The organism is Streptomyces sp. NPDC004065 (assembly GCF_044903565.1).
GTDB lineage: Bacteria > Actinomycetota > Actinomycetes > Streptomycetales > Streptomycetaceae > Streptomyces.
Genome location: NZ_JBJDQT010000003.1, coordinates 165,957 through 190,528, shown reverse-complemented (window position 1 = coordinate 190,528; position 24,572 = coordinate 165,957). Strand labels below are relative to the sequence as shown.

General features: G+C 73.3%; 25 protein-coding genes and 1 pseudogene. 11 read left to right on the top strand and 15 right to left on the bottom strand.

What is annotated here, in order from left to right:
- Nucleotides 1-126 precede the first annotated feature (126 nt).
- From ACI2LW_RS07070 to ACI2LW_RS07060, 3 genes are all read right to left on the bottom strand, one after another.
- Nucleotides 127-972, bottom strand: coding sequence for a GAF and ANTAR domain-containing protein (locus ACI2LW_RS07070; protein ID WP_404730127.1), 846 nt, complete (start codon nt 970-972; stop codon nt 127-129).
- Nucleotides 973-1,258: 286 nt separating this feature from the next.
- Nucleotides 1,259-3,358, bottom strand: a complete 2,100-nt coding sequence (locus tag ACI2LW_RS07065) for a SpoIIE family protein phosphatase (RefSeq protein WP_404730126.1) — start codon at nt 3,356-3,358, stop codon at nt 1,259-1,261.
- A gap of 352 nt (nt 3,359-3,710) precedes the next feature.
- A complete protein-coding gene (locus tag ACI2LW_RS07060) occupies nt 3,711-3,983 on the bottom strand; it encodes a hypothetical protein (protein WP_404730125.1) in 273 nt (90 codons plus the stop codon).
- 1,009 nt (nt 3,984-4,992) lie between these two features.
- On the opposite strand from ACI2LW_RS07060, the gene ACI2LW_RS07055 reads away from it, so the two are divergent.
- The 3 genes from ACI2LW_RS07055 to ACI2LW_RS07045 all read left to right on the top strand — a co-directional run bounded on the left by ACI2LW_RS07055 (nt 4,993) and on the right by ACI2LW_RS07045 (nt 8,000).
- Nucleotides 4,993-5,838 (top strand): SRPBCC family protein, encoded by an 846-nt coding sequence (locus tag ACI2LW_RS07055; RefSeq protein WP_404730124.1) that lies wholly within the window; start codon nt 4,993-4,995, stop codon nt 5,836-5,838.
- On the top strand, nt 5,835-7,010 hold the full coding sequence (locus ACI2LW_RS07050; protein ID WP_404730123.1) for a zinc-dependent alcohol dehydrogenase: 1,176 nt from the start codon (nt 5,835-5,837) through the stop codon (nt 7,008-7,010). Before ACI2LW_RS07055 ends, ACI2LW_RS07050 begins: the two co-directional genes overlap by 4 nt.
- A 192-nt stretch (nt 7,011-7,202) precedes the next feature.
- Nucleotides 7,203-8,000, top strand: a complete 798-nt coding sequence (locus ACI2LW_RS07045) for a thioesterase family protein (RefSeq protein ID WP_404730122.1) — start codon at nt 7,203-7,205, stop codon at nt 7,998-8,000.
- Nucleotides 8,001-8,013: 13 nt separating this feature from the next.
- Here the strand turns inward: ACI2LW_RS07045 and ACI2LW_RS07040 are convergent.
- Nucleotides 8,014-8,295: pseudogene (locus tag ACI2LW_RS07040) on the bottom strand (hypothetical protein); the annotation flags it as partial.
- A gap of 262 nt (nt 8,296-8,557) precedes the next feature.
- Here ACI2LW_RS07040 and ACI2LW_RS07035 point away from each other — a divergent pair.
- Nucleotides 8,558-9,253 (top strand): GAF and ANTAR domain-containing protein, encoded by a 696-nt coding sequence (locus ACI2LW_RS07035; protein WP_404730121.1) that lies wholly within the window; start codon nt 8,558-8,560, stop codon nt 9,251-9,253.
- A 33-nt stretch (nt 9,254-9,286) separates the two neighbouring features.
- On the opposite strand, the gene ACI2LW_RS07030 is transcribed toward ACI2LW_RS07035, so the two are convergent.
- Nucleotides 9,287-10,495 (bottom strand): phosphatidylserine/phosphatidylglycerophosphate/cardiolipin synthase family protein, encoded by a 1,209-nt coding sequence (locus ACI2LW_RS07030; RefSeq protein WP_404730120.1) that lies wholly within the window; start codon nt 10,493-10,495, stop codon nt 9,287-9,289.
- A gap of 256 nt (nt 10,496-10,751) precedes the next feature.
- Here ACI2LW_RS07030 and ACI2LW_RS07025 point away from each other — a divergent pair, with 256 nt between their 5' ends.
- A complete protein-coding gene (locus ACI2LW_RS07025; protein WP_404730119.1) occupies nt 10,752-11,594 on the top strand; it encodes a SigB/SigF/SigG family RNA polymerase sigma factor in 843 nt (280 codons plus the stop codon).
- A gap of 61 nt (nt 11,595-11,655) precedes the next feature.
- Here the strand turns inward: ACI2LW_RS07025 and ACI2LW_RS07020 are convergent, their stop codons facing one another.
- A complete protein-coding gene (locus ACI2LW_RS07020; protein WP_404730118.1) occupies nt 11,656-12,141 on the bottom strand; it encodes a VOC family protein in 486 nt (161 codons plus the stop codon).
- Between the two features lie 302 nt (nt 12,142-12,443).
- Here ACI2LW_RS07020 and ACI2LW_RS07015 point away from each other — a divergent pair, with 302 nt between their 5' ends.
- Nucleotides 12,444-12,896, top strand: coding sequence for a MarR family winged helix-turn-helix transcriptional regulator (locus ACI2LW_RS07015; RefSeq protein ID WP_404730117.1), 453 nt, complete (start codon nt 12,444-12,446; stop codon nt 12,894-12,896).
- A gap of 91 nt (nt 12,897-12,987) precedes the next feature.
- Here ACI2LW_RS07015 and ACI2LW_RS07010 read toward each other — a convergent pair whose 3' ends face one another.
- Both ACI2LW_RS07010 and ACI2LW_RS07005 read right to left on the bottom strand, forming a co-directional pair.
- Entirely contained in the window at nt 12,988-13,590 is a 603-nt protein-coding gene (locus ACI2LW_RS07010; RefSeq protein ID WP_404730116.1) for a fasciclin domain-containing protein, read from the bottom strand.
- A gap of 148 nt (nt 13,591-13,738) precedes the next feature.
- Entirely contained in the window at nt 13,739-14,233 is a 495-nt protein-coding gene (locus ACI2LW_RS07005; RefSeq protein ID WP_404730115.1) for an ester cyclase, read from the bottom strand.
- Nucleotides 14,234-14,299: 66 nt separating this feature from the next.
- Between ACI2LW_RS07005 and ACI2LW_RS07000 the strand changes: the two genes are divergently transcribed.
- Together ACI2LW_RS07000 and ACI2LW_RS06995 are read left to right on the top strand one after the other, a co-directional pair.
- Nucleotides 14,300-14,701 carry a PPOX class F420-dependent oxidoreductase gene (locus ACI2LW_RS07000; RefSeq protein WP_404730114.1) on the top strand — a complete coding sequence of 134 codons (402 nt, stop codon included), beginning with the start codon at nt 14,300-14,302 and terminating at the stop codon, nt 14,699-14,701.
- Between the two features lie 422 nt (nt 14,702-15,123).
- Nucleotides 15,124-15,486 (top strand): alpha-amylase, encoded by a 363-nt coding sequence (locus ACI2LW_RS06995; RefSeq protein WP_404730113.1) that lies wholly within the window; start codon nt 15,124-15,126, stop codon nt 15,484-15,486.
- Nucleotides 15,487-15,533: 47 nt separating this feature from the next.
- On the opposite strand, the gene ACI2LW_RS06990 is transcribed toward ACI2LW_RS06995, so the two are convergent.
- Nucleotides 15,534-16,463, bottom strand: a complete 930-nt coding sequence (locus ACI2LW_RS06990) for a hypothetical protein (protein ID WP_404730112.1) — start codon at nt 16,461-16,463, stop codon at nt 15,534-15,536.
- A 385-nt stretch (nt 16,464-16,848) separates the two neighbouring features.
- On the opposite strand from ACI2LW_RS06990, the gene ACI2LW_RS06985 reads away from it, so the two are divergent.
- Both ACI2LW_RS06985 and ACI2LW_RS06980 read left to right on the top strand, forming a co-directional pair.
- Nucleotides 16,849-18,474, top strand: a complete 1,626-nt coding sequence (locus ACI2LW_RS06985; protein WP_404730111.1) for a purine-cytosine permease family protein — start codon at nt 16,849-16,851, stop codon at nt 18,472-18,474.
- Complete coding sequence (locus ACI2LW_RS06980; protein ID WP_404730110.1) at nt 18,474-19,145, top strand: cyclase family protein; 672 nt, start codon at nt 18,474-18,476, stop codon at nt 19,143-19,145. Before ACI2LW_RS06985 ends, ACI2LW_RS06980 begins: the two co-directional genes overlap by 1 nt.
- A gap of 26 nt (nt 19,146-19,171) precedes the next feature.
- Here ACI2LW_RS06980 and ACI2LW_RS06975 read toward each other — a convergent pair whose 3' ends face one another.
- Complete coding sequence (locus ACI2LW_RS06975; protein ID WP_404730109.1) at nt 19,172-19,873, bottom strand: MerR family transcriptional regulator; 702 nt, start codon at nt 19,871-19,873, stop codon at nt 19,172-19,174.
- A 66-nt stretch (nt 19,874-19,939) separates the two neighbouring features.
- On the opposite strand from ACI2LW_RS06975, the gene ACI2LW_RS06970 reads away from it, so the two are divergent.
- Nucleotides 19,940-20,437 (top strand): DUF6194 family protein, encoded by a 498-nt coding sequence (locus ACI2LW_RS06970; RefSeq protein ID WP_404730108.1) that lies wholly within the window; start codon nt 19,940-19,942, stop codon nt 20,435-20,437.
- A gap of 24 nt (nt 20,438-20,461) precedes the next feature.
- Here ACI2LW_RS06970 and ACI2LW_RS06965 read toward each other — a convergent pair whose 3' ends face one another.
- The 5 genes from ACI2LW_RS06965 to ACI2LW_RS06945 all read right to left on the bottom strand — a co-directional run bounded on the left by ACI2LW_RS06965 (nt 20,462) and on the right by ACI2LW_RS06945 (nt 24,494).
- Nucleotides 20,462-21,286 (bottom strand): Sir2 family NAD-dependent protein deacetylase, encoded by an 825-nt coding sequence (locus ACI2LW_RS06965; protein ID WP_404730107.1) that lies wholly within the window; start codon nt 21,284-21,286, stop codon nt 20,462-20,464.
- An 85-nt stretch (nt 21,287-21,371) separates the two neighbouring features.
- A complete protein-coding gene (locus tag ACI2LW_RS06960; RefSeq protein ID WP_404730106.1) occupies nt 21,372-21,683 on the bottom strand; it encodes a hypothetical protein in 312 nt (103 codons plus the stop codon).
- On the bottom strand, nt 21,683-23,071 hold the full coding sequence (locus ACI2LW_RS06955; protein WP_404730105.1) for a hypothetical protein: 1,389 nt from the start codon (nt 23,069-23,071) through the stop codon (nt 21,683-21,685). The genes ACI2LW_RS06960 and ACI2LW_RS06955 overlap by 1 nt, the downstream gene beginning before the upstream one ends.
- Nucleotides 23,068-23,517, bottom strand: a complete 450-nt coding sequence (locus ACI2LW_RS06950; RefSeq protein ID WP_404730104.1) for a hypothetical protein — start codon at nt 23,515-23,517, stop codon at nt 23,068-23,070. The genes ACI2LW_RS06955 and ACI2LW_RS06950 overlap by 4 nt, the downstream gene beginning before the upstream one ends.
- A 158-nt stretch (nt 23,518-23,675) precedes the next feature.
- On the bottom strand, nt 23,676-24,494 hold the full coding sequence (locus ACI2LW_RS06945; protein ID WP_404730103.1) for an SIR2 family NAD-dependent protein deacylase: 819 nt from the start codon (nt 24,492-24,494) through the stop codon (nt 23,676-23,678).
- Nucleotides 24,495-24,572 lie beyond the last annotated feature (78 nt).

Sequence of the window (24,572 nt, the reverse complement as noted above, 5' to 3'; positions counted from 1 at the left end):
TCGTGGTGCGGGATGCGCCGGATCGGGTCCATGCCGTCAGCGGTCCATGCCGCCGGCGGTCCATGGCGTCGGCGACGGAGTCGGCCGGCCCGACGAGTGCTGCGGCGGGCCGCTGTTCGCGGTGGGTCACTGCCGCCCCTCCCTTCCGTCGTCCCCGGAGTCCCGCCGGTAGCGGCCCTCGTCGTCCTCGTGACCCGGCCCGGAACCGAAGCGGAGCGTGCGGGCCAGGACGTCCCTGGCCGTCCGGCTGACCGACTGCCCGTTGGCGAAGGCGTGCGCCCGCAACCGGTCCAGAGCCTGCTCCGGGTCCAGACGGAGCTGCACCATCACCATTCCGACCGCCTCATGGACCTCCGTGTGATCGGCCGCGGCGGCCTCCACCCATGACGCCACTCCGTCGTCTCGCTCCGCCTCGCCGTCGCGGGCGGCGGAGTACAGATTCAGCAGGGCGAAGGTGATCGCGTCACGCGCCCACAGCGCGATCCGCAGATCGCGCTCGGGCAGGGCGCCGGCCGTGTCGCGGTACAGGTCGAGGGTGCCGATCGCCGCCCCGCCGACCCCCAGCGGCAGTGAGAAGACCGCGCGCACGCCGAGGGCGAGCGCCTCACTGGCGAACACCGGCCAACGGCGCATGTCCGCACCCCTGGTGAGGTCCGCCGCCAGGACCGGGGCCGCACGGTCCAGGGCCGTCTGGCAGGGGCCGTCGCCGAGGGTGTACTGCGCCTCGGCGAGCCGGGAGGCGACGTCGTTGCTCGCGCACCACATGGCGCTCACGCCCCGCCCGCCGGAGAGGGACACCGACGCCCCGCCGACCGGCAGCAGCCGCACGCACGCCCGGCACAGCTCCTCGGGCGCCTGCCGCGCCCCGACGCCGAGGGTGGCGGCCGTCACGGCCTCCACGACCCGCCGCCGCTCCTCCGCCTCGGAGGGCCCGCCGTCCTCGCCCGGCTCCTCGACGGGATCAGACCGCATTGTCACCACCCTCGCGTCCCCGCGCCGCCCGGCGCACCCGGTCCACCGACATTCACGAGCCACCCCGGCGACCGGCGGCTCGCCCTGACCTGTCGAGTGCCCAGATCGCGGCGGATACGGCCGCCTCTTCGCCCGCGCCTCGGCGGGCGTACCGCGGCTGGGCGGGCGTGCCGCGCCTCGGCGGGCGTACCGCGCCTGGGCGGGCGTGCCGCGCCTGGGCGGGCGTGCCGCGCTCGGGGCGGGCGGCCGGCCGTCACGTTCGAGCCGGCCGGCGGACCGCCGCCGTTCAAGCCAGAGGCGAGTGCGGTGATCCGGGGCCGGGCGGCGCCGACAACGGCTGCGTCCGTGCGATGAGGAGCGCGACGTCGTCGCGGCCGGCCGGGTCCCGGAGCCGTTTCAGCAGCCGCTCGCACATCTCCTCGGTCGAGCCGGACGGCGCCGCCAGCAGGCCCAGCAGATCGTTCAGACGTTCGTCGATGGGGTCGTCGCGGGTTTCGACCAGCCCGTCGGTGTAGAGGACCAGCCGGTCGCCGGGCCGCAGTTCGACGGTGGTGTTCTCGAAGGGGACACCGCCTACTCCCAAGGGGGTGGCCGTGGGCAGGTCGAGGAGCTCGGGCGGGTCGTCACCCCGGACGAGTACCGGGGGCAGATGGCCGGCGGAGGCGAGCTGCAGCCGGCTGCGATGGGGGTCGTAGACCGCGTACACGCAGGTGGCGATGTAGGGGTCCAGGCCCTGGGTGATCCGGTCCAGGTGGGTGAGGACCCGGGCGGGGTCCAGGTCGAGGCCGGCCAGGGTCGAGGTCGCCGTGCGCAGACGGCCCATGGTGGCGGCCGCCGGGATACCGCTGCCCATGACGTCGCCCACCGACAGGACGGTGCGGTCCCCGTCGAGGGGGATGATGTCGTACCAGTCGCCGCCCACCTCGCTGAAGGCCTGCGCCGGCCGGTAGCGGGCGGCGACCTCCAGACCGGGATGCCGGGGCGACAGCTCCGGGAGCAGGCTGCGCTGGAGGGTTTCGGCGGCCCTGCGGATGTGCTGGTGCAGGACGGCGTTGTCGATGCTCAGCGCGGCGCAGGAGGCCAGTTCGCAGGCGAGGGCGAGGTCGTCCTCGTCGAACGGCACCGGGGTGCGGGCGCGGGCCAGGCCCATCACGCCGATCAGGTGGCCGCGGGCGATCAGCGGGACGGCCATGTCGGTGTGGACGCCGGCCTCGGCGAGCAGGTGGGCCGCCTTCGAGTCGGCGGCCACGCGGGTGAGGTCGCGGCCGTCCAGGTGCCTGATCAGCAGCGGCCGGCGGGTGCGCAGGCAGTGGGCCGCCGGGTGGTCGGCGTGGTAGGCGGTGAGATGGCCGGGCGGGGCCAGTGCCTGGGTGGCGCTCGTGGGGTAGGCGGTCTTCACGGCCAGGGCGCGGAACAGCGCCGGGTTCTCCTCGATGTCCGTGCGGCCCGTGCGCAGCACGGAGTCCAGGACGTCCACGGTGACCAGGTCCGCCAGGTCGGGCACGAGGACGTCGGCCAGTTCCTGCGCGGTCCGCTCCACCTCCAGCGTGGTGCCGATGCCGGCCGTGCCGCTGGCCACCAGGCGCAGTCGCCGCTGGGCCTGGTCCGCCTTCATGGCCGCCCGGTAGCGGTCCGTCACGTCCACGACCACGTTGGCGATGCCCAGGGCGTGTCCGTGGTGGTCGTCCAGCCGGTAGAAGGAGACCGCCCAGGCGTGGTCGTGGTCCGGATCGCGGGGGGTACGCCCCACCACCTGCTCGTCCACCAGGGGGACGCCGGTCGCCAGCACCTCCCGCATCGCCTCCTCCGCCTTCCTGAAGTGCGGGCCGGACATGACCTCGCGGAAGGGACGGCCGACGTGGTCGGCCTGGGGCACGCCGTGCATCTCGGCCAGAGCCGGGTTGACGACCAGGTACCGCAGATCGGTGTCGAGCACGGCCAGCCCGATCGGGGCCTGGGTGACCAGGCGGTTGGACAGGGCCAGGTCGCGTTCCACCCGCTGTACCGTGGACCGGTCGGTGGCCAGCCCCAGGGCGTAGTGGTCGCCGACGTTGTCCGTCAGCCGCATGTTGCGGAACTCCACCATCCGGGTGCTGCCGTCCTTGTGCCGGACGGGGAAGGCCCCGGCCCAGCCGCGGCCGGTCGCCATCAACTCGGCGAAGAGCCTGATGGCGGCCTCCTGGTGTTCGGGGTGCAGAAGCAGGGGCGCCGCGTACTGTCCGACGGCCTCCTCCCCGGAGTAGCCGAACAGCTCCTCGGCCTGCGGGCTCCACATGTCGATCCGGCCGTCGGCCTCCAGCAGCACCGCGGCGACGCTCAGCATGTCCATCAGGCCGCTGGCTTCCGCGGCCTGTTCCGGCTCCGGCGGGCTGAACTTCGGGCTCATGGCAGTTCGCTCCTACAGCATCCATGGTGCGCTCATCCCGCCGGGCCGTTCATCAGCACCGCTCCGAGCAGGCCGTATCGGAGGCGGCCGGACCGCGGAAGGCCCGCGGACTGGGGCGGGCGGCTTCCGGCGCCGCGCCCTGTCGGCCGTACCCGGCGGCCGCGCGATGCCGGCCGTAGCCGTCGGCCGTGCCCCGCCTGCTGCACCCGTCGGATGCACCCGTCGGCCGCGGCTTGCCGGCCGCGGGCCTCCCGCCGGCCGTACGCCCCGGGCCCCGGCGCGCGGGCAGCCCCGGCGGGCCCTGCGTCCCCTGTCCTTCCGCAGGACCGGCCCCGACGGCTCGCCGGACCGGTCACCGGACCCGGAACCTGCCCCCGCGGCCCGAGCGCGATCCCCGGCACGCGGCCCGGCGGGCCCCGGCCAGGGTGTCTCCGGGCGCGAAGTCGCGCAGGGCGCGCCGGTGGACGTCGAAGTCCGGGCTCTCCTCCCACTCCACGGGCAGCGCCCTGTTCAGCGTGAGCACCGCGAACCCGCGCCAGGGCCGTCCGGCCGTGCCGGCGCACAGGTCGAGGACGAGCGGTCCGGCGGCCGGGGCGCCGGCCGGGCTCGCCGGGCCGCCGTGCACGGGCGCCTGCCGGGTACGGCGCGGAAAGGCCGCCAGGACTCCCGTGCTGGGAGCCCGCGCGGCGGGCGAGCGGAGTGGAGTACGCGCCGCGCGGCGCGTCGCAGCGCGACAGCGGCAGCGGCACACGCCGGGTGATCCGGCCGCGGCCGCTGCCGGTCAGGAGCAGGTCCAGGGTGCGGCCGGGGCCGTCGGCGCCGGGCACACGAACGGCAGGCCCCAGCGCGTCGGGCGGCCACCGGGGCAGCCCGGCCGCCCGGGAGAGCCGCGCCGTCGCGATGTGGTGCCGCGGGCTGTGCCGCCGGACGACGCCCAAGGCGTCGCCGCCGTGGTCCGCGACCTTTGGGTCCGCCGCGCATGTCGGCCCGGCCGGATGAAGCGCCGGTGCGCGGTGCGGCCGGGCCGGACCCCGGAAGCCGTTCGCGAGCACGGCGAGCGGTCCCGGGCCGGCCGCCTCCTGGCTTCTCACAGATCACTCCTCCTCGCCGTACCGCGCCACCCCGTCCGGGTCGAGTGTTCCCAGGTTCCCAGGGGAAGCCCTCGAGAACGGATTCCTCCCCCGTTCGCGCGGAGGCTTCCGGGCCGGGCCGTCGGCATCCCGCGTGCACGGCGGGCCAGGTGCCCGGGGGCGGCGACCGCCGCGCGGAGCGGCCCCACCAGGCACACCAGGCACCAGGCCGATCGCGCCGCCCCGAGACCGAGCGGGCCGCACCCGTCAGGACGGCGATCGCGCCCACCCGATTCACGGATTCACGGATTCACGGTGCCGTGCCCTGCCGCGCCGCAAGGTGTCATTCCGTGTCGTTCCCTGTCATTCCGTCCCGCGGCCACGGCTTCGCGCGGCGCCGTTTGGGCGGTCGGCGCGGGGAAACCCCGAGTACCCATGAAGACAGACACCCGCTCGACCAGCGCACTTCGACATGATCCCCTCGTCCGTGGACTCGGCGTGGCCAGTGCGCTTCTCGGCGCACCGCAGGTGGCGAGCCCGACGGGCTTCGTCCGGAGCCTGGGAATGGGCCCGACACCCCGGAACCGCCTGGCCACCACCGCGGTGGGCGTGCGGGAACTGGCCGCGGCCGCCGCACTGCTCGGCCGGCCGCATCCGGCCTGGCTGTGGAGCCGGGTCGGCGGTGACGTCATGGACCTGGCGATGCTGGCCCGGGCGCTCAGGAACCACGACGGCCGCGGCATGGCCCGGACGGTCGCCGCGACCGCCGCCAGCACCGCGATCACCGCCACGGACCTGTACGCGGCCGTGACCCGCACGCGCCGGAGGGCGCCGACGGAACTGACCGCGACGACCACGGTCATGCGGTCCCCCGACGAGGTCTACGGCCTGTGGCGCGACCTGGAGCGGCTGCCGTCGTTCATGGCCCACCTCGACGAGGTGCGCGTCACCGGGCCGTCCATGAGCCACTGGAAGGCGCGGGCGCCGTTCGGCCGGACCGTGGAGTGGGACGCCGAGACCACCCAGGACCTGCCCGGCCGGCTCATCGCCTGGCGTTCGGTGCCCGGCACGGGCATCGACAACTCCGGCGAGGTGCACTTCCATCCCGCGCCCGGCGGCCACGGCACCGAGATCCGGGTGACCCTGCGCTACACCCTTCCCGCGGGCCCGCTCGGCAAGGCGGCCGCGCGGTACTTCGGCGAGGAGCCGCACCAGCAGCTGGACGACGACCTGCGGCGCTTCAAGCAGATCGCGGAGACCGGCGAGGTGATCCGCTCCGAGGGCGCGCCCGGCGGCAAGCGGGCCCGCCAGGAGTTCCCGCAGCACCCGGCCCGGCCGCTCGCCGAGGACGAGCTGGAGGAACTGCGCCGGCACGGCGAACTGGACGAGTCCGAGGAGGCTCTGTCGTGAAGGCGAACTGCTGGACGGGACGCAACTCGGTCGAGGTGCTCGACGTGCCCGACCCCTCCATCCTCAACAGCCGCGACGCGATCGTGAAGATCACCTCCACGGCGATCTGCGGCTCCGACCTGCACCTGGTCGACGGCTATGTGCCTACGATGCAGAACGGCGACGTACTGGGCCACGAGTTCATGGGCGAGGTCGTGGAGGTGGGGCCGGGTCTGACCGACGGGAAGCTGCGGGTCGGCGACCGGGTCGTGGTGCCCTTCCCGATCGCCTGCGGCGCCTGCGCGGCCTGCCGGGCCGAGTTGTACTCCTGCTGCGAGAACACCAATCCCAACGCGGGGCTCGCGGAGAAGTTCTTCGGCCACCCCACGGCCGGCATCTACGGCTACTCCCACCTCACCGGAGGCTTCGCCGGGGGCCAGGCCGAGTACGCGCGCGTGGTCCTCGCCGACGCCAACGCGCTGAAGATCGAGTCGGACCTGACCGACGAACAGGTGCTGTTCCTGTCGGACATCCTGCCCACCGGTTACATGGGCGCCGACATGTGCGACATCCAGGACGGTGACGTCGTGGCCGTGTGGGGTGCCGGGCCGGTGGGCCAGTTCGCGATGGACAGCGCCCGCGTGCTGGGCGCGGAGAAGGTCATCGCGATCGACAAGGAGCCCTACCGGCTGGAGATGGCCGCCGGGCAGGGGTACACCACGATCAACTTCGAGGACACCGACGTGCGCTCGGCCCTCCTGGAACTGACCGGCGGCCGGGGCCCGGACAAGTGCATCGACGCGGTCGGCCTCGAGGCGACCCACGGCGCCAGCCACGTCCAGCTCTACGACCGGGCCAAGCAGGCGGTCCGCTCCGAGACCGACCGGCCGCACGCGCTGCGCCAGGCGATCACCTCCTGCCGCAGCGGCGGCATCGTGTCGGTGATCGGCGTCTACGGCGGGCTGATCGACAAGTTCCCGGCGGGCGCCTGGATGAACCGGTCGCTGACGCTGCGTGCCGGGCAGTGCCATGTGCACCGGTACCTCAAGGCACTGCTGCGCCTGATCGAGCAGCGCCGGATCGATCCCACCCGGGTGATCACCCACCGGCTGCCGCTGAACGAGGCGCCGCGCGGTTACGACCTGTTCAAGAACAAGAAGGACGGCTGCGAGAAGGTCGTCCTCAGCCCCTGAGGCGGAGCGCGTCCAGCGCACGGCGGTGCCCCCGTCCCGGCATGTGAGGGACGGGGGCACCGCCGTGCGTCCCAGGGGCGTACTGGCGTACCGGATCGTTTGACGGCAGAATGAGCAAGCGCTTAGTCGCCGGGCTCGCCGCCCGGGCTCGCCGGGTTCGCCGGTGGTCGGTACGGAGGGAGAAGGACACCCATGACGTCGCAGGCGGAGGCGTTCTACGAACGCGAGACGGGCGGCCGGTTCCTTCCCACCGCCTACACCCGGGGCCCCTGGGACGCCGGCTCGCAGCACGCCGGCCCGCCGGCCGCGCTGCTGGGCCTGGCGGTCGAGCAGCGTGAGGGTGCCCGGCCGGACCTGCGGGTCGCCAGGCTGACGTACGAGATCATGCGGCCGGTCCCGATACGGCCGCTGACCGTGGCCACGCGGGTGCTGCGGGCCGGGCGCAGCGTCGAGCTGGTCGAGGCCGTGCTGACGCCGGAGGGCGGCCGGGAGGCGATGAGGGCGACGGCCCTGCTGATGAAGACCGCCCCGGACTCCGTACCGCAGGTCTCGCCGGGCCGGCAGGTGCCCGGACCGGAGGCCGCGCCCGCGCAGGAGTTCTTCCCGGTCCCCTGGGAGCAGGGCTACCACACCGCGATGGAGGCGCGCTTCGCCGCCGGCTCCTTCCTCGAGCCGGGCCCGGCCACGGCCTGGATGCGCATGAGGGTGCCGCTGGTCGCGGGGGAGGAGATCACGCCGCTCAGCCGGGTCCTGACGGCCGCCGACTCGGGCAACGGCGTCAGCGCCGAACTCGACTTCGGCCGCTACGTGTTCGTCAACGCCGACCTCACCGTGAGCCTGCACCGCCACCCCGAGGGCGAGTGGGTCTGTCTGGACGCCCGCACCATGGTCGACGGCGCGGGCATCGGCCTGGCGGAGTCCGCGCTGCACGACGAGAAGGGGCCGATCGGCCGCGGCACCCAGAGTCTGTACGTGACCCCGCGCGCCTGAGGCGGGCGGACCGTCACTCCCGCCGCGCGGCCTGTTGCCGCGGCCCGTTCTGCAGTAGCCCGAAGGCGAGTTCCGCGTCGGCCGCCGCACCCGCATACCGCGCGTCGGCCGGCTCCCCGTGCGCCAGGCGCTCGGCGTTGTCCGGCCCAGTGGACGGCTGCGATCCGCACGGCGGCGATCCGCACGGCGGCGATCCGCACGGCGGCGATCCGCACGGCGGCGAGCCGCGCCGCGGGGTCGGGCGTGCCGCCGTCTCCCGCAGCGCCTCGGCGAGCGCGCGCTCGGCGCCCGCCTTCGCCGGGGCGCGCTGCGGCCGGCCGGCGGCGGCCGCGCGCGGCGTCGGGCGTCGACGGCCGCGCACCACGGCGTCCCCCTGCTTCCGGCCCGCCGCCGCCCCTGCGCGCCGGGCCGTAGGTGCCCTGTGCCGAGCTCCACAGCCGCGCCCGTGCCACACAGCGGGGCAGAGCGGGTAACAGGACGGCATGAGACGGCCGGAGGACGAGGTGTGGAGGTGTCAGGCGGTGGACCGGCCCGACCGAGGTCAGCACGCTCTGGACATGATCGACTGGCTGCTGGAGACCGCCTCGTTGCGGGAGTTCCTGCAGCACCTCATCGACGACGCCGTGAAGGCCACGGGCGCGGACGGCTGCGGGGTCACGCTGCAGCGGCACGATCGCCCGCTGACCGTGGTCAGCACCGGGGGACTGGCGGGCCGGCTGGACGAGAAGCAGTACGGCCTGGACGAGGGGCCCTGTCTTCAGGCCCTGCGGACCGGCCGGATCGTGGCGGTGCCCGACATGGTGCGGGAGACGAGGTGGGGCTCCTATCCGGGCTTCGCGGCCGGCCTGGGGGTCCGCTCCTCGCTGTCGCTGCCGATTCCGGTGCGCAGCCACACGGCCGGCGCGCTCAACTTCTACGCCACCGGGCGGGACGCCTTCACCGACCACGACCGGCACACCCTGGCCCGGTTCGCGGCACAGGCCGGCGGCGGAATCGCCCTGGCGCAACGGCTGGCCGACGCGGAGGACTTCGCCCGCGACCTGCAGACCGCGCTCGCCTCCCGCAGCGTGATCGACCAGGCCATCGGCAGCGTCATGCAGCAGCGGCGGTGCACCGCCGAGGAGGCGTTCGACCTGCTGCGCCGGCTGTCGCAGGAGGCCAACCTCAAGCTGCGTGACGTCTGTACGCGCCTGCTGACCGAGCTCGCGGGCCGTCCCCCCGCCCCGCGACCGCCCCTGCGGCCCCGGCCCTGACGCCCGTGGGCGTCCGCGGCCGGCGCGGCACCGTCACAGGAAGCGGCGGACCGGGGTGACCGCGACCTCCTTGCACCGCTGGAGTACGGCCCGCCGTCTCCAGCGGTGCAGGTCGATGTCCACGCTGTGTTGGAGGTCCGCGTCGTAGTCCCGGTCGAGGGCGGCGGTGAACGTCTCGTCCAGGACGGCCAGCATGACCTCTTCGTCGTGGTCCATGGACCGGCGGTTGAAGTTCGTGGACCCGATCAGGGAGGCGACCGAGTCCACGGTGATGATCTTGGCGTGCATCATCGTGGGCTGGTACTGGCGTATGCGCACCCCCGCCTCCAGCAGGCGCGTGTAGTGGTGCTGGCCGGCGAGCTGACAGGCGCGCTGGTCGGTGTGCGGGCCCGGCAGCAGGATCTCCACCCGCACGCCGCGCCGGGCCGTCCGGCACAGCAGGTCCACGAAGTAGGTGTCGGGCGCGAAGTAGGCGGTGGCCAGCCGGAACCGCTCCTCGGCCGAGGTGAGCATGATCCGGATGAGCGTCTGCATGTCCTGCCAGCCGATGCTGGCCGAGCCGCGTACGACCTGGACGACCGCCGAGCCGGCCTGCGGGTGCTCGCCGAAGCGGTCCCGCTCGTCGAAGAGGCCGTCCTGGCACTCGGCCCAGTTCTGCGCGAACGCCGCCGCGATGCCGTCCACGGCGGGACCGCGCACCTGGACATGGGTGTCGCGCCACTCGCCCGGATGACGGGCGTCGCCGCACCACTCCTGCGCGATGCCGACGCCGCCGGTGAACGCGGTGTGCTCGTCGACGACGAGCACCTTGCGGTGGCACCGGTGGTTCTGCTTGAACGGCGACAGCCACACCGGCTTGCGGAACCAGGCCACCTGCACGCCCGCGGCGTCCATCAGGTCGAGCAGCCGCTGTTCGATCCTGCTGGCCCCGAACCCGTCGAGCAGCAACCGCACCCGGACGCCCGCACGGGCCCGGTCGGCGAGGGCGACGGCGAAGTCCCGGGCGATCCGGCCGCGCCAGTACACGAACGTCATCATGTCGATGGTGTGCCGGGCCGAGCGGATCGCGCCGAGCATGGCCGGGAAGATCGCGTCCCCGTTGCGCAGGGGCACCAGCTCGTTGCCCTCGGTGGCGGCCACGCCGATCAGGCGCTCCAGGCGGCGGCGCAGACGCTGCTTGCGGGCGGCCGCGTCGAGCACCGGACCGTCGGCGGGGGCCTGCGGTGTGTCGTCGAGGATCATGTGTCATCTCCCGGGGGACAGGAACTCGGACCTGTTCGGGCCGCGGGTCGCGCCCGAGGGACGCATGCCCCCCTGTCATCTGCTCACGCCCTCCGCCGTGTCCGTCCGCCGGCCACCCGCTCACGCCCGCCGCCGTCCGCCCGCCGGCGGAGGGGCGCGAGCAAGGCAGGCATGCGGCCCGCGATGGGGGGTAAGCGGCGGGACGTCGGTGAGTGAACCGGCGACGACGAGACCGATCCACTGGGAGGGGCGCATCATGGCGACGACAACCGTGCGGGCTGCGGGGCGGACGGTGGACGTCCCGGAGATCGCGGACCCGGCCCGGGTCGCGCCCCGGGACGCCCGCGAGTTGTCGAAGCTGTTCTTCGACCGGCTGGCGACGCTGGAGGAGGGCACGCCCGAGTACAGCTACGCGCGCAACACGCTGATCGAGATGAACATGTCCCTCGTCCGGTTCGCGGCGGCCCGGTTCCGCAGCCGCGACCGGGAGGAGATGGAGGACATCGTCCAGGTCGGCATGATCGGACTGATCAAGGCGATCGACCGGTTCGAGCTGACCCGGGAAGTGGAGTTCACCTCGTTCGCGGTGCCGTACATCGTGGGCGAGATCAAGCGGTTCTTCCGCGACACCTCCTGGGCCGTGCACGTGCCGCGCCGGCTGCAAGAGGCGCGGGTCCAGCTGGCGCGCGCCAACGAGGAACTGCGCAGCCGGCTCGGCCGGACTCCGACCACGAAGGAACTGTCGGAGCTGATGAGCCTCCCGGAGGAGGAGGTCGTCGAGGCCCAACTGGCCTCCAACGGCTACAAGTCGGCCTCCCTCGACGCGGCGATCTCCGGCAGCGAGGACGGCGAGGCCGCGCTGGCGGACTTCATCGGCGACGAGGACGCGGCCCTGGGTCTGGTGGAGGACTTCCACGCGCTGGCCCCGATGATCGCCGAACTGGACGAGCGCGACCGCCGTCTCATCCACTGGCGGTTCGTGGAGGAACTGACCCAGGCGCAGATCGGCGAGCGCCTCGGCGTCTCGCAGATGCACGTCTCCCGGCTGCTGTCCCGCCTGCTGGCCCGGCTGCGCGAAGGCATGCTCACCACCCAGTGACGGCGGCCGCGCCCGTCCGCCCGCGAGGACCTCGTCGCGCGGGCGGACGGGACGGAGGCGGTCAGCGTCCGGGGGCCCGCTGGGTGACCTCCTGGAGCACCCAGCCGTTGCCGTCGGGGTCGCTGAAGGTGGCGTAGGAGCCGTAACTGGCGCGGGCGGGGTGCGGGCCGGCGATCCGCCCCTGGCCCGGGCCGTCGTGCACCACGCCCCCGGCGTGGTGTCCGTGGAAGAAGATGCCCTTGTCGTCGTGGAACACCTCGCTCACCTCGACACCGCGCTCGACGAGCGCCGCACGGGCCTCCTCGATGTCCGCGACGACGAGGTACAGCCCCTGGGCGGAGCCCGGCGCGGCCGTGGTCAGGCCCTTGCCGAAGATGATCGAGGCCTCGGACCCGGGCGGCGTGAGGTGGACGGCCCGGAACTCCTCGGTGACGTCCGCGGCGAGGTCCAGCCGGAATCCCGCCTGCTCGTAGAAGGCCCTGGCACGGTCGACGTCGGAGACGGGCAGCACGAAGAGCTCGAGCCTCATGGCCGGGTTCTGGTTCATTGTTCGCTTCCTTGCTGTCCCGCCGCTTGCCGACGGGACGTGTGGGGGTGGTACCCGTGACGCGTGCCCTTGCCGGGTGACGCGGAGGGGCCGGGGGCGCGGCCGTCCGTAGGTCGGTCGGCTCACGCGTGCCCGGGTTCACGGGAAAGGCCGGGTGGCGCATGCACGCCATCGCCCGGCCGCTGATAGGAGCATATGCTCGTAATGGGGGAGAGGCAAGTGGAGACCGGTGGGGGAGCCGCTGGCACCGGTGGCCGCTAGGCGCATATACTCATAACCCGGAGCGGGTACTGGAGGAGATCATGGCGCACACCGGGGCGGACCCCGTCGACTCCTGCAACAACCTGGCCCTGCGCAAGGCGGCCCGGTACCTCGGCGCCACCTACGACAAGGCGCTCGCCCCCACGGGTCTGCGCGCGACGCAGTTCAGCATCCTGCAGAAGCTGAGCACCCAGGAGCGGACCACCATCACGAGCCTCGCCGAGGTGATCGCCATGGACCGCACCACCCTGGCCACCAATCTCAAGCCACTCGCCCGCGAGGGCCTGGTCACCGTCGAACCCTCGCCGACGGACCGGCGCGCTCGCGTCGTCACCATCACCGACGAGGGCCGCGCCCGTCTGAGGACCGCCCTGCCGTACTGGCGCACCGTGCAGGCGCGGTTCGAGGAGAGCTTCGGAGCGGAGAGGGCGGCCCGGCTCCGCGAGACCCTCGAAGCGGTCCTCGGTACCGGATTCCAGCCCTGGAGCGAGTGAGGCCCTCGACCTCGTGATCCCCGTGATCCTGGTGATCCCCGTGGTCCCGTGATCGAGGGCGAGGCGGAACGAGCCGCACCGGCCGTGGTGCCTACTTCGGCGGTGTGAGCACGGTGTCGACCAGGTTCACGGTGGCGTTGAGCGCCTTGAGATCGCCGCAGACGATGGTGGCGGTCTTGTTCACCTTGTACGTGTCACCGGACCCCGACGTGGTGAGTGTGGAGCCCTCGCGCGTCTTGAACGTGCCGTCGGCCAGCTCGCCACGGGTGATCTCCTGGTCGACGACGTGGTAGGTGAGAACCTTCTTCAGCTGCGAGCGGTCGTTGAGCAGCGACTGCAGCTGGGACACGGTCAGCTTCTTGAAGGCGTCGTCCGTGGGCGCGAAGAGCGTGACCTTCTTGGCGTCGTTGAGCTCGGTGTCGAGGCCGGCCTTCTTCAGCGCGGACGCGAGTTGGGTCAGCCTGGGGTTGTCGGCGACGGCGTCGGCCACCTTCTCCTTGGCCATCGCCACCGCGCTGCCCGGCCCCCCGCCCGGCAGGGACGAGCAGCCCGGACCGAACGCCTGGGAGGACCTGGAGGGCGTCGGCGACGGGCTGTCGGCGCCGAGGGCGAAGGAGTGGGGCGTGAACCCCGCCCACACCAGCGGGGCCGCCGCAACAGCGGCCACGGCCGTGCGTACGCGTGTTGATCTCATGGTCTGCCTCCCGTGACGGGCGGTAGGGGCTGACCCGCCGGCGCTCGGCCGGCCGGGCGCCGCCGTCCCCGCGGGCACCCGGTCCGCGGGACGTGCCGCATGTCCAGGGTCACCGCTCTCACGGCGCCGCGCATCTCAGCGCGGCCCGCTACCGCTGGGCCCGCACGAGGCCGAGTTGGCGCAGCATGCCGAGTTCGTCGCTGCCGCCCCAGCGCTCGACGAGCCGGCCCTCGTCGTCGAAGCGGCCGATCCGCATACCGCGGCAACTCGCCCCGCGTCCCGTCGGCGGATGCCCCATCGGCGGACCCCGATGCGTCCCGCTGATGGTGCAGGCGAAGGCCAACTCGTCGTCGGTGGCGACCACATGCTCCACCTCCAGGCTCAAGTCGGGGAAGACGGCGCGCAGTTCGCCGAACATGGCCTTGTATCCCTCGGCTCCCGGCCCCTGCCCGGGGGCCGGGTCGTGGTCGACGGAGCCGGGCGCGACGACGTCCGAGGCACTCCGGGAGGCCGCCGCGCCGGACTCCCGGAGCGCCGCCGGGCCGGCGCACCAGGCCCCGCGCCCGAGTGGTCGGGCGGACGCGGCCCGCCGAGACTGGGGGGTGAGTTCCCTGCCGCGGGCCCTCGCCGTGGATCCCGCCACGGCGTGACGGCCCCGGCTCGGCCCCGGCTCGGGCTCCGGCTCCGGCTCCGGCTCCTGGAGGAACACGTGTCCGCACCCCTCGGCGACGACGTCGTGGCACTGCTGCGCCGCCCGAGCATCTGCTTCCTCGCGACGACGATGCCCGACGGCTCGCCCCAGCTCACCCAGACATGGGTCGACACGGACGGCGAGCACGTCCTGATCAACAGCGTCGAGTCGAGCCAGAAGACACGCAACATCGCGCGCGACCCGCGGGTCGCCGTCGCGGTCGCCGATCCCGCACAGCCGGCGTCCTACGTCCAGATCCGCGGCCGTGTGACACGCGTGTCCACCGAGGGCGCCGTCGACCACATCGAGGCCCTCTCGCGGAAGTACCTCGGCGGCCCCTACCCGTGGTTCGGCGGCCGCGACCAGGTGCGGGTGGTCTACCGGATCCGGCCCGAACGGATCAGCAGGCCGGAAGGCTGACGGCGAACCGGGCCCACGGGACCGGGCCGGCGAGCCGCGGCGGGCCGGGGACCGGCGGACCGGCCCGGACCGGAGGACCGGCGGAAACCGGAAGGAAATCCGGTCCGCCCGCTTGCAGCCGTCAGCGGGCCGAAGTGCCGCCGTGCCCGCCCCACCTGCGGGAACAGCTCCGGCGGGCGCGGCTGGGACACGAAACCGTTCAACGTTCACCTTGGCTCGCTCGCCGGGCGACGGCGCATCCGCGCTGCACCCCGCGGCACGCCGGTGCAAGTCCCGCCCCGGCGCGAACCGTCCGCTGCGGCGCCCCGGCCGGGCGCGGACGCTGAATACTGCGGTTCCTGAGCGTCGGTCTCAACGGCGAGGGCGACTCCAAACCGTTGGGATGCACACAGCGCTTGGGAGCCACCATGCGGTCACGACTCATGCCCCTCACCACACGCCTGGCCCTCGCGGCGGGGCTGTTCCTCGCGGTCTTCCCGCCGGCCGCCGCCTCGGCGGCACCCGCGGCGGGTGAGCCGGCCCCGTCCTGCGTGGCCCTGTACGAGAGCTGGCGCTACACGCAGGCGGCCAACGCCTGCGCCACCACCGTCACCGTCAAGGTCGTCTACGCGGACGGGGCCGAGGGCCAGTGCCTCACCCTCGCCCCCGGTGACACCGCCACCGTGGGACCGGGATACCTGGGGGAACACGGTCACGCCGCCTGGCTGGCCACCTGCCCGGCCACCCCGGCCACCCCAGCCATCCCGGCCACCCCGGCCGGCGCACGGGCCGCGGGCGCCCGCTGACCGGGACCGGGGCGGGCCGCGGCGGGCGGTCCGGCCGCGGCGGCGCCCTACCAGCGGATGACGACCGCTCCGGTGCCGCCGTTCCCACCGTTGCCGCCCTGGCCGCGCACTCCCGCGAGGCCAGGCACACCGGAGCCCTGGACGGTGCCGGCGTACCCGCCCGCCGCACCGCCGCCGCCTCCGTCGCCGCCCGCGCTCCGGGTGCCGCCGCCCCCGCCCCCGCCGCCCCCGCCGCCACCGTAGAGGCGGCCGTTGCCTCCGTCGCCGCCGTCATGCACGTTGCCCCCGGCCGTGCGGTGGCCGGCGGCACCGCGCCCGCCGGCCGCACCGGCCCTGGTGAGGGTGCCGCCGCCGCGGCCAGGGCCGCCGTTCGCGCCGGTCGCCGTGGCGCAGCGGCCGGCGCCGTCGGCGCCGTGCCCGCCGCTGCCGCCCGAGCCTCCCGCTCCGCCTGCGAGGACGCCCCCGGCGCCGCCGCCCGCTCCGCCGCCGCCTCCGGTGGCGAGAACGAGGCTCGTGCCTCCCTGGGCGGGGGTGAGCGAACTGTTCCCGCCCGTGCGGCCGCCGCTGCCCGCAGAGGAGTTGCCGCCGATGCCCCGGTATCCGCCGGATCCGACGGATACCCGGTACGTCTGCCCCGGCGTCACCGGTACGGCACACTCGGCGTGGCCTCCGCCGCCCCCGCCGCCACCGCCGCCCCCGCCCTGCCGGGCACCGGCGCCGCCGCCACCCCCGGCCCCGCCACCTCCCCACGCCTCGACGTACAGCGTGGTGACGCCCGCCGGAACGGTGAACGTGGCGTCCGAGCGGAAGGTCCTCAGCGGCTGATGCCCGGCGGCCTGCGCCGCGGGCGCCGCCGACAGGCCCACCGCCCCGCCGCCGAGCAGGGCCAGGGCCGCCGCACCCGCTCCGATCCGGTGGCGGTGCGACGGACTCGGGCCCCCGAGCGGGCTGCGCGGCATCGTGCGATTGCGGAACATCTGTTTCCTTCCGTCCCGGCCGGGCGGACGGCCCGGCCGGCTCGAGGACGCGAACAGTGAGCTGGGTCCAGCGTGATCACGCCTTCCATGCGTGGCGGCCGCGGTAACGGACCGCTCCCGGCATTCGCCCGGCCGAGGACGTGTCCGCACCCCGACGGCCCAGCGCCGGAGGCGCCTGCCGGCGACCGCTATGGATGTAGGAACCATCCATTCGGGGCCCGGGAAGATGGACGAATCGTCCTCTGGTGCGCGTGTTCGGCACCGCCGTAGCGTCGGCAGACAACCGAGCGACTTGCCGCCCGGCGCACACCCCGCGCCGGGCGGCAGCCCTCCCGCCACCGCGCCACCCCCGCGCTCCGCCGTCGTCACTCCACTGGAGCCCGTCTTGTCCTCCCCGTCCCCCTCCCCACAGTCGGCCCCGCAGTCCTCGTCGCAGGACTCCGCCGCCGAGGCTCCCTCGCTCACCGAGGTGGAGCCCTACGGCGTCGAGCGCATACCCGACGCCGACCGGTCCGCCACCCCGCTGGACCTGTTCCGGGTCGCCTTCGGCGGCGCGAACACCTTCTCCACCTGCGTCCTCGGCGCGTTCCCGATCCTGTTCGGGCTCTCCTTCTGGCAGGGCCTCGCGGCCACCCTCCTCGGTGTCGTGGCGGGCGCGCTGATCCTGTGCCCGATGGCCGTGTTCGGGCCGGTCAACGGCACCAACAACGCCGTCTCCTCGTCCGCGCACCTCGGCGTGCACGGCCGCGTGGTCGGCTCGTTCCTGTCGCTGCTGACCGCGATCGCCTTCTTCTCCATCTCGGTGTGGAGCTCCGGCGACGCGCTGGTCGGCGGCGCCCACCGGCTGTTCGGCCTGGAGCGCAGCAACCTGTCGTACGTCATCGCCTACGCGCTGTTCGCGGGGCTGGTGCTCGCGGTGTGCGTGTACGGCTTCCGCTTCATGCTGTTCGTGAACAAGATCGCGGTGGCCTCGGCCAGCGTGCTGTTCCTGCTCGGCGCGGTCGCCTTCGCCGGTGACTTCGACCCCTCGTACGCGGGTGTCTTCACGGCCTCGGCGGACGCGGCCACCCAGTCGATGTTCTGGCCGTCCTTCATCGGCGCGGCGCTGATCGTGCTGTCCAACCCGGTGTCGTTCGGGGCGTTCCTCGGCGACTGGTCGCGCTACATCCCGGCCGGCACCCCGCGCCGCAAGGTGGTCGGCGCGGCGTTCCTGTCGCAGATCGCCACGCTGCTGCCGTTCGTGTTCGGTCTGGGCACCGCGAGCATCATCGCGGCGAAGGCACCCAAGTACGTCGATCCCGCGGCTCCCGACTTCGTCGGCGGGCTGCTGGCGATCTCGCCGGGCTGGTTCTTCCTGCCGGTGTGCCTGCTGGCCCTGATCGGCGGCATGTCGACGGGCACCACCTCCCTGTACGGCACCGGCCTGGACTTCTCCTCGGTGTTCCCGAGGCTCTCGCGGGTGCGGGCGACCATCCTGGTCGGTGTGCTGTCCATCGCGTTCATCTTCATCGGCCGGTTCGGCCTGGACCTGGTGCAGTCGATCTCCACCTTCGCCACCATGATCATCACCTGCACCACGCCGTGGATGGTCGTGATGATGCTGGGCTTCTACACCCGGCGCGGCTGGTACGACCCGGACGCCCTCCAGGTCTTCAACCGCCGCCAGCGCGGCGGGCGGTACTGGTTCGCGCACGGCTGGAACTGGCGCGGCATGACCGCCTGGTGGGTCTCCGCGGTGGTCGGGGTGCTGTTCACCAACATCCCGGGCCAGTTCGTCGGACCGCTGGGCGACCTGGCCAACGGTGTCGACATCAGCCTGCCGCTGTCGCTGGCGGTGGCCGCCGTCCTGTTCCTCGCGCTGCTGTGGCTGTTCCCCGAGCCGCGGGCGGTGTACGGCCCCGAGGGCGCCCGGCTGGCCCGTACCGTCGACGCGCCGGTGCCGCCGATCACCGGACCGGGCGCGGGCCCCGACGGCGACCTGGCCCCGGTGGCCGCCGCCGAGGCCGGCTGATGTCCGCCTGGCTCGACCTGTCGGTGCCCGTGGTCACCGGGATGCCCGTGTATCCCGGTGACCCGGAGGTCACGGTCGGCGCCGCGCTGCGGGCGCCGGCCGACGGCGTCAACGTGCTGCGGCTCCACCTGGGTTCGCAGTCCGGCACGCACGTCGACGCGCCGTACCACGTGGACGACGCCTGGCCGCGCCTCGACGAGCTGCCCCTGGACCGCTTCGCGGGCCGCGCGGTGGTCGCCGACCTGCGCGGCCTGCCGCCCCGGGCGCCGATCACGCCGGAGCTGCTCGCGCCCGCGCTGGACCGTGTCCGGCTCACCTCCTGCGCGATCCTGCTGCTGGCCACCGGCTGGTCGGCCCACTGGGGCAGCGACGCCTACCTCGACCATCCCTGGCTCACCCCCGACGCGGCCGAGGCGCTGGTCGGGGCGGGGATCCGCACGGTCGGGGCCGACGCGCTGAGCATCGACCCCACCCCCCACCCCGGGCAGCCCGGCCCCGCCGACGGGCTGCCGGCCCACCGGGTGCTGTGCGGCGCCGGCGGCGTCATCGCCGAGAACCTCACCGGACTCGCGCCCCTGCTGGACGCCCACGAGGTGGAGGTCTTCCTCTTCCCGCTCCGGCTGCCGGGGGCGGACGGCGCACCCGTACGGGCCGTCGCCCGCCTCTCCTGACCGGCGGGGCGCCCCGCTCGCGCCGGTCAGAGAGCCGGGGTGTCCGGGGAGAGCACGGCGTCGAGGGCGGCGGCGGCCCGCAGCAGAGCCCTGGAGCGGGCTTCGATGCCCGCGTCCCGGGCGGCCAGCGCGGACACGACGTCCCCGAGGCGGTGGGCGTCGCGCAGCCGGGGCATGAGGGCCCGCAGGGGCGCGACGCCGTAGCCGGCCTGGCGCAGCTGATGCACGATCCGCGCGTCCCGCACCTGGACGGGCGTGTACCGGCGGGTCCCCCGCCCGGCATCGCGGTCCGGGACGACCAGGCCCTCCGCGTCCCAGTGCCGTAGAGTCGAGGGGCGTACGCCGAGCGCGGCGGCGAGTTCGGAGACGCTCATCGCGTCCGACGGGCGTACGTCGCCGACCGGCTCCCCGGAAATAGCCCGGGCCGCCTCCCGGGCCTGCCGCAGCAGCGCGCGCTCGGCGTCGAGCCGGGTGTGCGCCGCGTCGAGGAGAGCCAGCGCCTGCGACAGGGGCGAGTGGTGGAAGGCCCGCACGATCCTCTTCGCCTCGACCGGGCCGGCGCCCGCCGCGAGCGCGCGGTACGCGAGCGCGGACCGCAGATGCCGCTCCCCGTACACCCGGTGGCCCGTGGCGGTGCGCGAGGCCGGCGGGAGCACGCCGTCACGCTCGAGATTGCGGATCTGCTGCACGGAGTACCCGGCGCGCCGCGCCACATCGACGGTGCGCATACCCCTCGATTCGAGGCTTTCCACCCCGGACCGCCTCCTCACTCGCGTCGAAGTCTCCACAAGCACATGAATGCCACGCTGGAGCACATGACCATGGAGGAGATCATCGGATTTGTAAACGGCCTCGACGGCGTCCTGACCCTCAGGCCCGCACCCGGCGACGGCTCGCCGGAGATCAGCTGGGGCGACACGTTCTTCTACTACGCCCCGGACGGCATCGTGCCGGCCACCGGGCAGCCGTTCGCGACGATCGTGACCAAGGACTACCCCGGAGACGAGGGGTCCCTGCTGCACCGGGCGGACGCCTTCCGGGTGAACGTGTTCGCCGGGAGGGACGCCTTCACCCGGTGGACCGGGCACGCGCCCCGCGAGCAGGGCCCGGCCGCGATCGATCCCGGCACCGCCGACACCGTGATGGCGCACCCCGTCTACGGCAGGCAGGGCTGGCTGGCGGTGGTGAACCCGGGCCCCCGCACCCGTGAGGCCACACGTGAACTGCTGCTCGCGGCGCACCGCGTGGCGCGCTCACGCCATGAGCGCCGCGCCGCGCCGCCCGCGCGGTGACGGCGTACCACGGTGACGTGGCGCCTACGGACGGTCGGCGGCGGGCACGGCGGCGTCCCCGCCGGCGCCGGTCCGTCCCGGTGCCGGGATGCCGAGGCGTTCGGTGAGTTCGGTGAGGACCCTGCCGAGCGGTCGCGCCACGTGGGCGTGCGCGATGTCGTCGGCACGTGTGGGACCGAGGTTGACCAGGGAGACGGTCTTGCCGTCCTTCGCCGCCCGCCGCACCAGGCGCAGTCCCGACAGGACGGCCAGCGAGGAGCCGAGGACCAGCACGGAGCCGGCCGCGTCGACCAGGTCGAAGCAGTGCCGCATGCGCGGCTTGGGCACGTTCTCGCCGAAGAACACGACGTCCGGCTTGAGCACGCCGCCGCACCGCTCGCACGGCACGACGCGGAAGGCGTCGACGAGGTCGTCGGGCAGTTCCAGGTCGCCGTCGGGGTTGACGGCGAGCGCGGCGGTGCGCTGCGCGTCGACGAACTCCCCGTTGGCGGCCAGAAGCCGGGCATCCAGTGCGTCGCGCGGGCCGACGGTCCCGCAGCCGAGGCAGACCACGCGGTCCAGGCTGCCGTGCAGGGCGACGGTGTCCGTGGTCCCGGCGGCGTGGTGCAGCCCGTCGACGTTCTGCGTGATCACCGCGTCGACGTGGCCGGAGGCGCGCAGCGCCTGCACGGCGAGGTGCCCGGCGTTGGGGCGGGCGGCGGCGATGGCGCGGCGCCCGAGGTAGCCGCGGGCCCAGTAGCGGCGCCGGTTCTGCTCGTCGGAGACGAAGTCCTGGTACGTCATGGGGGAGTGGCGCCGGTGCCGCCCGCTGACGCCCCGGTAGTCGGGGATGCCGGACTCGCAAGGCATGGGCAGATGTAACACAAGCCACTGGGACGGGTGCGTACGAGACAGCCGTGGGTGGGTGCTGTGGGGGCGGGTGGGCGCACCGGGCTCAGCCGCCCATGACCCACCGCACCATCGCGACCACTCCGAGCAACAGGGCCGGTCCTACCCACCACCACCGCATGACCCGACGTACCGGCGGCAGTACCCACAACGCCGTCGCCGCACCGGCCGCCCCGATGGTGAGGACGCACGACAGAACGATGCCGGCGTACGCGTCGTCGTCCCAAGGCCCGGACGGCTGGATGGTCAGTGCAGTCCAGCAGAAATATGCGGCGATGAGGGTGAGCAGGACGAGTGGTACGGCGAGGACCAGGCGGAGGCAGCCGCGGTCGTCGTCCACGTGGGAAGGGCTGGTCATCAGCGCAGTGCGCTCCTTGCGTTGTCCAGATTGTTCATGAAGCCACGCCCGTACGCCTGGGCGTCGTCGGTCTGCCAGTACGGGCCACCGTTGTAACGAGAAGCGAGCTCCTGGTATTGAGCTGGAGTCATTTCCTCGGCGGGCACGTTGGCGAACTCGCTCTCCGCCTTGAGCTGGGCCAGGTACTCCGAGGCGATGAAGATGTTCTGCGCGGGATCCTGGAGGGAATCTTCTACTATGTTGCGCTGCTGGTCGGTGAGGTGGTCGGGGTTGTAGCCCAGGACCTCGGCGCCGCGTCGCACCTGGATGGCGATGGGTCCCATGGATGTGTTGTCGGGGTCGCCACCAAGGCGCCAGGGCAGGCTCTCGGGGGCGATCGGGCTGAGCGGGGAGTCAGCCTGTTCGCGGATGGTGTCGGTGATGTCGTCGAGGATGCCGGGCTGTCCGCCGATCTCCTGCCAGGCGATACCGGCGACCATGTCCGGCGGGAGCCCCGAGTTGCGCGCCGCCGCCTTGATGATCTCCTTGTTCGCCGCGATCCAGTCGGCGCGCTCCTGGGCGTTGGCCGGCGGGCTCCAGTAACTGTCCTTTGCTCCGGGGAGGTTGGCGACCTGGAGGCGGATGTCGCGCAGAGTCGGGGAGACGATGTCGTTCCCGGCGGTGGGGTAGTAGTCCTGTTTGGGGCCGCTGCCGGGCAGCCGCGTCAGCGGGTTCGTGCTTGCCTCGGCCGCCTCTCGCCGCAACTCCGCGATTGCGGAGACGATGTCGACGCGGTGGATGAAGCCCATGCGGAAGTCCGGCAACAAGTCGTACGCCTGCTTGAGCTGGTGGACGCAGAGCTCGCGTGCCTCGTGCTCGGTGGTCTTGGCCAGATGGAAATCCCCGCCGGCGGCATCGTGCAGCCGGTTCGCGTCGTCGCGGATGTCGTCGACGTCCATGGTGAGTTCGGCGAAGAAGTCCATGACACCGGTGGTGGCGCGCATGTCCTCCCACTGGCGCATCGGCTCCGCCTCCTGGGCATCGCGGGTGATCGCCGTGCCCTTGGTGTGGATCAGTTTCGCCAGGGCCTGTTCGTTCGCCTTGCCGTTGGCGTAGTGGGTCTTGGCGACCTCCAGTGCGAACGCGTAGTCCCGCAGGGCCCCGGCGGCTTTGTCATAGCCTTCGGCGAGTTGTGCAACGAGTTTGCGGCTTTCGGTGAGTCGGGCCTCGTAGTGCTGACTGCCCTCGCTCTTCCACTGCGTGTGCTTCTCGGCCCGCTCGGCTGAAGGGACGACCGCCACGAGCATGTCGTGAAGGCGCTTGAACTCGTCCGCGTTTCGCTCGACGAGGGGAGGACTGCAGCTCTCCAGGAACTCGACGTCCTCGCGGTGACTGATGCCGCTGCTCATCGCGCCTCCGGAGCGACGTACTGGCCATAGCGCAGGACGTTGTCGAGGAAGTGCTGTGCCGTGTCGCCGTCGACCTTCACGAAGTCGCTGCCGGCGGTGCGCAAGCGGGTGGAGAGTGCCGCGAACAGGGCGACCGCATCGAGGTACTGGTCATCGGCGAATTGGGCGAACCGTGCCACCTGCTTGGCCACGTCCTCGTGCGCTCGGGGCTCCCGGGCCATGGTGGTGAGTTCGGCGTCCGGCCGGCCCTCGTGGAGGAACCCTGCTATCTCGATCAGCAGATTCGCATTGCCGTTGATCGAATCGGTTTTGGCCACCAGGCTCCCGGCGGCTGGTGCACCTGTGCCACCGCCCACATCCGCCGGCAGCTGATCGATCTGCATGCCCGTCGAACGCCGCGCCAGCGCATCGGCCTTCAACTGGGCCCACTCCTCTTCGAAAGACAACCCGTTCCCCTTCGATCGGCCGTCTGTTCTGCCCTGGATGATCAGTCAACCATGTCATCGGATGGCTTCACGGGGAACCTCGTCCCCTTGGCCAGTGGCAGCCTGCCACCCGGGCGTTGCAGGGTCGCGCAGGCCGAACCCGCCTGAATCGGCGGTTGTCAGCAGTCGCTTCCGGTGCTCAGTCGGTGCAGCAGTGTGGGCAGGGCTGTGCCGATGGGTTCGCGTAGGACCTCGTCGGCGAGGTCGTCGTAGGGGGTCGGTTCGGCGTTGACGATGATCAGGCGGGCGCCGTGGTCGGCGGCCACGCCGGCGAGGCCGGCGGCGGGCTGGACCTGGAGGCTGGTGCCGACGGCGATGAACACGGTGCAGGCCTTGGTGATGGCGACCGCCTCGCCGAGGACTTCCGGGTCGAGGCGTTCGCCGAACATGACGGTGGCCGACTTCAGGATGCCGCCGCAGTCCCGGCAGGGCGGGTCGTTCTCGCCGGCCTCGACCCGGGCGAGGGCGTCCTCCATCGGGCCGCGCGCGCCGCACCGGGTGCACACCACGCTGTGTACGGTGCCGTGCAGTTCGAGGACCTTGCGGGCGGGCAGCCCGGCGCGCTGGTGCAGGCCGTCGACGTTCTGTGTGATCACCCGGACCGGGATCCCGGAGCGCTCCAGTTCGGCCACGGCCCGGTGCGCGGCGTTCGGCTCGGCCTGCAGAGCGCGGTTCCTGCGCCGCATCTGCCAGGACCGCCGCCGGATGTCCGGGTCGCTCATGTAGTACTCGTACGTCACGAGCTTCTCGGCCTCGGGGTCCTTCCGCCACAACCCGTTGGGCCCGCGGTAGTCCGGGATGCCGGAGTCGGTGGAGATACCGGCGCCGGTCAGTACGGCCACCCGGCCGGCGGCGAGCTGCCCGGCGATCTCGTCGATGCCGCCGGCGGGACGCACCCCGCTGTCGGGTACCGGGCCGACGATCGGACGTATGCGCATTCACGCAGTTTAGGCGTCCGAGCGCCGGACCCCGCCCGGGCAGGCGGAAGAAAACAGTAGTCATGTACATAGTAGCCA

Coding starts and splice junctions, on each gene's coding strand:
- ACI2LW_RS07070 (WP_404730127.1), bottom strand. CDS start 972: ATGCGGTCTGATCCCGTCGAGGAGCCGGGCGAGGACGGCGGGCCCTCC.
- ACI2LW_RS07065 (WP_404730126.1), bottom strand. CDS start 3,358: ATGAGCCCGAAGTTCAGCCCGCCGGAGCCGGAACAGGCCGCGGAAGCC.
- ACI2LW_RS07055 (WP_404730124.1), top strand. CDS start 4,993: ATGGGCCCGACACCCCGGAACCGCCTGGCCACCACCGCGGTGGGCGTG.
- ACI2LW_RS07045 (WP_404730122.1), top strand. CDS start 7,203: ATGACGTCGCAGGCGGAGGCGTTCTACGAACGCGAGACGGGCGGCCGG.
- ACI2LW_RS07035 (WP_404730121.1), top strand. CDS start 8,558: ATGATCGACTGGCTGCTGGAGACCGCCTCGTTGCGGGAGTTCCTGCAG.
- ACI2LW_RS07030 (WP_404730120.1), bottom strand. CDS start 10,495: ATGATCCTCGACGACACACCGCAGGCCCCCGCCGACGGTCCGGTGCTC.
- ACI2LW_RS07025 (WP_404730119.1), top strand. CDS start 10,752: ATGGCGACGACAACCGTGCGGGCTGCGGGGCGGACGGTGGACGTCCCG.
- ACI2LW_RS07020 (WP_404730118.1), bottom strand. CDS start 12,141: ATGAACCAGAACCCGGCCATGAGGCTCGAGCTCTTCGTGCTGCCCGTC.
- ACI2LW_RS07015 (WP_404730117.1), top strand. CDS start 12,444: ATGGCGCACACCGGGGCGGACCCCGTCGACTCCTGCAACAACCTGGCC.
- ACI2LW_RS07010 (WP_404730116.1), bottom strand. CDS start 13,590: ATGAGATCAACACGCGTACGCACGGCCGTGGCCGCTGTTGCGGCGGCC.
- ACI2LW_RS06995 (WP_404730113.1), top strand. CDS start 15,124: ATGCCCCTCACCACACGCCTGGCCCTCGCGGCGGGGCTGTTCCTCGCG.
- ACI2LW_RS06990 (WP_404730112.1), bottom strand. CDS start 16,463: ATGTTCCGCAATCGCACGATGCCGCGCAGCCCGCTCGGGGGCCCGAGT.
- ACI2LW_RS06980 (WP_404730110.1), top strand. CDS start 18,474: ATGTCCGCCTGGCTCGACCTGTCGGTGCCCGTGGTCACCGGGATGCCC.
- ACI2LW_RS06975 (WP_404730109.1), bottom strand. CDS start 19,873: ATGCGCACCGTCGATGTGGCGCGGCGCGCCGGGTACTCCGTGCAGCAG.
- ACI2LW_RS06970 (WP_404730108.1), top strand. CDS start 19,940: ATGAATGCCACGCTGGAGCACATGACCATGGAGGAGATCATCGGATTT.
- ACI2LW_RS06965 (WP_404730107.1), bottom strand. CDS start 21,286: ATGCCTTGCGAGTCCGGCATCCCCGACTACCGGGGCGTCAGCGGGCGG.
- ACI2LW_RS06960 (WP_404730106.1), bottom strand. CDS start 21,683: ATGACCAGCCCTTCCCACGTGGACGACGACCGCGGCTGCCTCCGCCTG.
- ACI2LW_RS06955 (WP_404730105.1), bottom strand. CDS start 23,071: ATGAGCAGCGGCATCAGTCACCGCGAGGACGTCGAGTTCCTGGAGAGC.
- ACI2LW_RS06945 (WP_404730103.1), bottom strand. CDS start 24,494: ATGCGCATACGTCCGATCGTCGGCCCGGTACCCGACAGCGGGGTGCGT.